This window comes from Lacimonas salitolerans (assembly GCF_042677865.1).
GTDB classification, from domain to species: Bacteria; Pseudomonadota; Alphaproteobacteria; order Rhodobacterales; family Rhodobacteraceae; genus Lutimaribacter; species Lutimaribacter salitolerans.
Genome location: NZ_JBHUDD010000155.1, coordinates 61193 through 67192 on the forward strand (window position 1 = coordinate 61193; position 6000 = coordinate 67192).

Consider the following 6000-nt stretch of genomic DNA (forward strand, 5'->3'; position numbering starts at 1 on the left):
CGACCGCATCGGGGTAAGATGCCGGCGCGTGGCCGATGTCATGGACAGCACTGCTCGCGGAAGCGATCGCCGAGCCGCCCATACGCGCATCAACTTGTATAGGTAAATCCTATGGATATCCGCAATTCGATTGCATTGTTGATGCACCCCGCCTGCCTATCTGTGCCTCGGATCAAGGACGATCCTGTTTGAAGAGGAATTTCACCGATGGATATCTATGGAACCAGTCGCAACGACACCCTGACGGGCACCGCAGGGCGCGACGATATCGTGGGCCGGGCTGGTAACGATTTGCTGCGCGGTCTGGCAGGCAACGACGAGCTGTATGGCGGCGCAGGCGATGACACGCTGGATGGTGGCGCCGGAAACGACGAGCTGTATGGAGGGCCGGGTGCGGACACATTCATTTTTGGCGCGGGGCACGACTCCATCGACGGATTCACGGCCCAGGACCGTATCGTTCTGGACGCGTCCCTTGGGGTCGCGGACTTCTCCGCGCTGATGGCGCTTGCGCGCCCGGCAGAAGGCGGCGACAGCACGCTGTTCGATTTCGGCGGCGGCAACAGCCTGCTTCTTGAAGATGTGCGCATCGGCCAGATCACAGCGGCGCAGGTCGATCTGGGCGCGGACGACCCACCGACACTGCCGTCGTCCCCCGTCAACGGCGTTGGCGGGGCGGGCAACGACCGGCTGACGGGCACCAGCGGCCGCGACGATCTGTACGGCATGGGTGGCAATGACGTCATCCTGGGGCGAGGCGGCAATGACGATCTGTATGGCGGGGCGGGCAACGACCGGCTGATCGGCGGTGGCGGGCACGATGATCTGTATGGCGGAGCGGGCCGCGATCGACTGCTGGGCGGGGGCGGGCATGACGAGCTGTACGGTGGATCGGGTGACGACACGCTGGATGGCGGCAATGGCAACGATACGCTGACGGGCGGAGCGGGCGCGGATACCTTCATCTATGCGCGCGGGCGCGATGTGATCGAGGACTTCGGCGCAGGTGACGTGATCGTTCTGGACGGTGCGCTTGGGGTCTCGGGGTTTGCGGATGTGCTGGCCCTTGCGCGGGTTGTGGCCGGCGGCGACGACGTGCTGATCAACTTTGGCGGCGGCAACCGCTTGGTGCTGGAAGACGTGCAGCTGTCGCAGCTGTCCGAGGGGGATTTCCTGTTCACCTGATCCTTGCGGCCAGACGCCGGGTTGCCTGGGCCGGCCCGGCGTCACCCGTCCAGGATGACCTTGACGTAATTGCGGGTTTCGCGGAACGGCGGCACGCCGCCATGTTTCGTGACCGCCCCCGGCCCGGCGTTATAGGCCGCCAGCGCCAGCCGCCAGCTTTTGAACGCGCGGTACTGCTGCGCCAGATAGCGCGCGCCGCCATCCAGATTCTGATAAGGGTCATGCGGATCAACCCCCAGCCGGGCCGCCGTGAAGGGCATCAGCTGCGCCAGCCCAATCGCGCCCTTGTGCGACACCGCCTTGGGATTGAACCGGCTTTCCTGATGCACCAGACGCAAGAACAGGTCCTCGGGCACGCCATGCCGCCGCGCGGCGTCGCGGGCCATCTGCAGGTATGGCCCGGTGTAGCGGCCGGTATAGGCCCGCACCTCGTCGTCCCATTTCGTGGGTGTCACCACCCTCGGCGGCTGCAAACGGATGGAATTGTTGTATTGCTTGGCGGCACGGGTATCCAGAACCTTGGTCTGCGACCGGAACAGGGTGGTCCGGTTCTTCGAGGACAGGATGTCGGCCTGCGCCATGCCCGACCCCGCCAGCGCCATGACCAATGCAAGACTGAAAACTTTGCGCATCACTCAAATGTCTCCTGAAACGTGAGTGCACTATACGGATTTTGCGTCGTGCGGAAACCCTTGATGCATCCTTTCCGGGGCAAGTCGCGGCATTGGGGGGCGCCACCAGATCCGGACAAGTTTACCTTTCCTTCACCGGCCTGGGATGATGTAACCTGCACAAACCCGACTCGACAGGAGGAATGGCATGGCCGGTTCGGTGAACAAGGTAATTCTGGTGGGCAATCTGGGCCGCGACCCCGAGGTGCGCACCTTTCAGAACGGCGGCAAGGTCTGCAACCTGCGCATCGCCACGTCCGAAACGTGGAAAGACCGCAACACCGGCGAACGCAAGGAGCGGACCGAGTGGCACACGGTCGCCATCTTTCAGGAAGGGCTGGTGCGCATCGCCGAGCAATACCTGAAAAAGGGCTCCAAGGTCTATCTCGAAGGCAAGCTGCAAACCCGCAAATGGCAGGACCAGTCCGGGCAGGATCGCTACAGCACCGAGGTCGTGCTGCAAGGATTCGACGGCGTGCTGACCATGCTCGATGGCCGCAGCGGCGGCGATGGTAGCGGTGGCGGTGATTACAGTGGCGGCCAGTCGGGCGGTGGCGGCGGTGACTATGGCGGCGGCTATGACAGTGGCCCTTCGCGGGGCGGCGGCGGATCGCCCGCACCCTCGCGCGATCTGGACGACGAAATCCCGTTCTGACCCCGCACCGCCCCCGATCCGGGGGCGGTTTTCGTTTACCATATCACTTCGATCACCAGCCCCGCAGGCAGGGCCACGGCCAGCGCCACCAACGCGGCGGCCTGCCATGTCACCCGCGCCGGGGCGGCCTGCACGCCCATCACCGTTTTTCGTTGCCTTGCCATGGGCGCATTAAGCCACGCTTCACTTTCCCATGGGTTAATACGGCCATGATGGATGGCAGCCCCTTTCCCGAAACACGCGACCTTGCCCATGTGGCCCTGCACCAGCACCCCGCCCATGCGGCGGCCCTGCGCGCCGTTGGCGCAACCGTGCGCCATGTGCCGCTGACGCAGGGCGGCTGGGCCAATGTGCTGTTGCGCCGGTTCGGGCCGGTCACGCTGGCCCTTGTGCCGCGCGGTCCGGTCTGGCCCTGCGGTCGCGCACCCGGCTTGCACGACCTGCACGAGCTGCGCCGCGCCCTGCCCGCGCGCTGTGCGCTGTTGCTGAACGCCGACACCACCCTGCCCCGGTCGTGGCACCTCTGGCCGCTGGTCACGGCGCAAACCATTGCCGAATGGGACCTGCGCCCCGATCCCGCCCTACTGCACGCGGGCCTGCACCAGAAATGGCGCAACCGCCTGCGCGCCGCCGCGACCCTGCCCACGCGCCACGCAACAATGCCCGCCGACTCCGTCCACTGGCTGCTGCGCCAAGATGCGGCACAGGCCCGCGCGCGCGGCTATCGCCCCTGGCCGCCTGCCCTGATCGCCGCCCATGCCGCGCAGGGCGGCGCGCATCTGTTCACCGCCGGTCCACCCGACAGCCCCATCGCAGGCCAGCTATTCATCCTGCACGGCGCGCGCGCCACCTATCAGATCGGCTGGACCAGCGATGCAGGCCGCGCCGCCAACGCCCACACCCGCCTGATGTGGCAGGCGGCACTGGCCCTGCGCGATGCAGGCGCACAAACGCTTGACCTCGGCACGCTGGACACCCAGACTGCGCCCGGACTGGCACGGTTCAAACTCGGCACCGGGGCCTGCGCGCGTGCTCTTGGCCCCACGGTGCTGGTGCTGTGATGCCGCGTTGCGGCGTTTACGGCTGGTATTTCGTGCGCGCCCGCGCTAGGGCAGCCGCGAACAGGCCCCAAAGGACACCCCCGCATGGATCTTCGCAATATCGCCATCATCGCCCACGTCGACCACGGAAAGACCACCCTCGTGGACGAATTGCTGAAACAATCCGGGACCTACCGCGAGAACCAGGCGACGACCGAACGCGCCATGGACAGCAACGATCTTGAGCGCGAGCGCGGCATCACGATTCTGGCCAAGGCCACATCGGTCGAATGGAAGGGCACGCGCATCAACATCGTCGACACCCCCGGCCACGCCGATTTCGGCGGCGAGGTCGAGCGTATCCTGTCGATGGTCGATGGCGTCTGCCTGCTGGTCGATGCCGCCGAAGGCCCGATGCCGCAGACGAAATTCGTGACCTCCAAGGCGCTTGCGCTGGGTCTGCGCCCCATCGTGGTGCTCAACAAGGTCGACAAGCCCGCCGCCGAACCCGATCGCGCGCTGGACGAATGTTTCGATCTGTTCGCCAATCTGGGCGCGAACGAGGATCAGCTTGATTTCCCGCATATCTACGCCTCGGGCATCAACGGCTGGGCCGACACCGAGCTGGACGGTCCGCGCAAGAATCTCGACGCGCTGTTCCAGCTGATCGTCAACCACGTCCCCGCCCCCAAGCAGATCAAGCATCAGGACGACGATTTCCGCATGCTGGCCACCACGCTGGGGGCCGATCCGTTCGTCGGGCGCATCCTGACCGGGCGGGTCGAATCCGGCCGCGCCAAGGTCGGCCAGACGGTGCAGGCGCTGTCGCGCGTGGGCCAGAAGATCGAACAGTTCCGCATCGCCAAGATACAGGCCTTTCGCGGCCTGGGCCAGCAGGACATCGAAGAGGCGCTGGCCGGCGACATCGTCAGCCTTGCCGGCATGTCCAAGGCCACCGTGTCAGACACGATCTGCGCGCTGGCCGTCGAGGAACCGCTTGAGGCGCAGCCGATCGATCCGCCCACCATCACCGTCACCTTCGGCATCAACGACAGCCCGCTGGCTGGCCGCGACGGCAAGAAGGTGCAAAGCCGCGTCATCCGTGACCGCCTGATGAAAGAGGCCGAATCCAACGTCGCCATCAAGATCAAGGACACCCCCGGCGGCGAGGCCTTCGAGGTTTCGGGCCGCGGCGAACTCCAGATGGGCGTCCTGATCGAGAACATGCGCCGCGAGGGGTTCGAGCTGTCGATCTCGCGCCCGCAGGTCATCATGAAGGATGACGACGGCCAGCGGCTGGAACCGGTCGAAGAGGCCACGATCGACGTCGATGACGAATACACCGGCGCGGTCATCGAAAAGCTGACCGGCGCGCGCAAGGGTGAACTGGTCGAGATGAAACCGGCAGGTGTCGGCAAGACCCGCATCATTGCCCATGTGCCGTCCCGCGGGCTGATCGGCTATCATGGCGAATTCCTGACCGACACGCGCGGCACCGGCGTTCTCAACCGCGTGTTCCACGGCTGGACCCCCTACAAGGGCGCGATCCCGGGCCGCCGCGCGGGTGTTCTGATCTCGATGGAGGATGGCGAGGCCGTGGCCTATGCGCTGTGGAACCTCGAAGACCGGGGCCGGATGTTCATCAACCCGCAGGAAAAGATCTATACCGGCATGATCATCGGCGAACACAGCCGCGAGAACGATCTTGAGGTGAACCCGCTGAAGGGCAAGAAACTGACAAACGTGCGCGCTTCGGGCACGGACGAGGCGGTGCGCCTGACCCCGCCGATCACCCTGAGCCTGGAAGAGGCGATCGCCTATATCAACGACGACGAACTGGTCGAGGTGACGCCGAACGCCATTCGCCTGCGCAAACGCTTCCTCGACCCGCACGAGCGCAAGCGCAATTCGCGCAGCGCCTGAACCAACGCGTTGCCCTCCCCCTCGTGGGGGAGGGTCAGGGAGGGGGAACGCCCCCCTGCGCTATCTCACGGGTCGATCAATATCCGCCCTGTGACCACCAGCGCCCCGTCACGCAACTCAGTCACCACAATCTCGCCCGAGCGCGGGAATACCCCGGTCAGCGCGGTGATGTTGACCTGATGCGACACCAGCATCAGACGCCCTTGGGCGTCGCGCAATCGCTCCAGCGTCCTGGCGGTCTGCGCCGTCCGGCTGCCGCGCCCCTGAAAGAATGAATTGAGCGAAGGCACCTCGGTCACTGCCCCCAGATCCAGCAATTCCGCCGTTTCGCGCGACCGGCACCACCGGCTGGTCCAGACCCCGTCAAACGAGATCCCTCGCTCGCGCAGGGCCGCGCCGATGCGCACCGCCTGATCGCGCCCGCGCTGATCCAGATTGCGCTGAGTGCTGCAATCTTCCACGTCGAAATTGCCAGGATCGCCCGTGCCAGGCAGGGGAATCGCTTTTGGGCCGATCGGTGTGTTTG

7 protein-coding genes are annotated in these 6000 nt (G+C 65.6%); 4 read left to right on the top strand and 3 right to left on the bottom strand.

Going from position 1 to position 6000, the window contains the following annotated elements:
• Positions 1-207: 207 nt before the first annotated feature.
• Positions 208-1185: a calcium-binding protein gene (locus ACFTOW_RS17750; RefSeq protein WP_379918204.1), complete on the top strand. Its 978-nt coding sequence runs from the start codon at positions 208-210 to the stop codon at positions 1183-1185.
• A 41-nt stretch (positions 1186-1226) separates the two neighbouring features.
• On the opposite strand, the gene ACFTOW_RS17755 is transcribed toward ACFTOW_RS17750, so the two are convergent.
• Positions 1227-1817, bottom strand: coding sequence for a lytic transglycosylase domain-containing protein (locus tag ACFTOW_RS17755; RefSeq protein WP_379918206.1), 591 nt, complete (start codon positions 1815-1817; stop codon positions 1227-1229).
• A gap of 187 nt (positions 1818-2004) precedes the next feature.
• On the opposite strand from ACFTOW_RS17755, the gene ssb reads away from it, so the two are divergent.
• Positions 2005-2511 carry a single-stranded DNA-binding protein gene (gene ssb / locus ACFTOW_RS17760; protein WP_379918208.1) on the top strand — a complete coding sequence of 169 codons (507 nt, stop codon included), beginning with the start codon at positions 2005-2007 and terminating at the stop codon, positions 2509-2511.
• Positions 2512-2546: 35 nt separating this feature from the next.
• Here the strand turns inward: ssb and ACFTOW_RS17765 are convergent, their stop codons facing one another.
• Positions 2547-2675, bottom strand: coding sequence for a hypothetical protein (locus ACFTOW_RS17765; protein WP_379918210.1), 129 nt, complete (start codon positions 2673-2675; stop codon positions 2547-2549).
• Between the two features lie 45 nt (positions 2676-2720).
• On the opposite strand from ACFTOW_RS17765, the gene ACFTOW_RS17770 reads away from it, so the two are divergent.
• Both ACFTOW_RS17770 and typA read left to right on the top strand, forming a co-directional pair.
• Positions 2721-3572: a GNAT family N-acetyltransferase gene (locus ACFTOW_RS17770; RefSeq protein WP_379918212.1), complete on the top strand. Its 852-nt coding sequence runs from the start codon at positions 2721-2723 to the stop codon at positions 3570-3572.
• Positions 3573-3656: 84 nt separating this feature from the next.
• Positions 3657-5474 (top strand): translational GTPase TypA, encoded by a 1818-nt coding sequence (gene typA / locus ACFTOW_RS17775; protein WP_379918214.1) that lies wholly within the window; start codon positions 3657-3659, stop codon positions 5472-5474.
• 65 nt (positions 5475-5539) lie between these two features.
• Here the strand turns inward: typA and ACFTOW_RS17780 are convergent.
• Positions 5540-6000 (bottom strand): histidine phosphatase family protein (locus ACFTOW_RS17780; protein WP_379918216.1); only part of this gene is annotated, 461 nt, incomplete at its 5' end.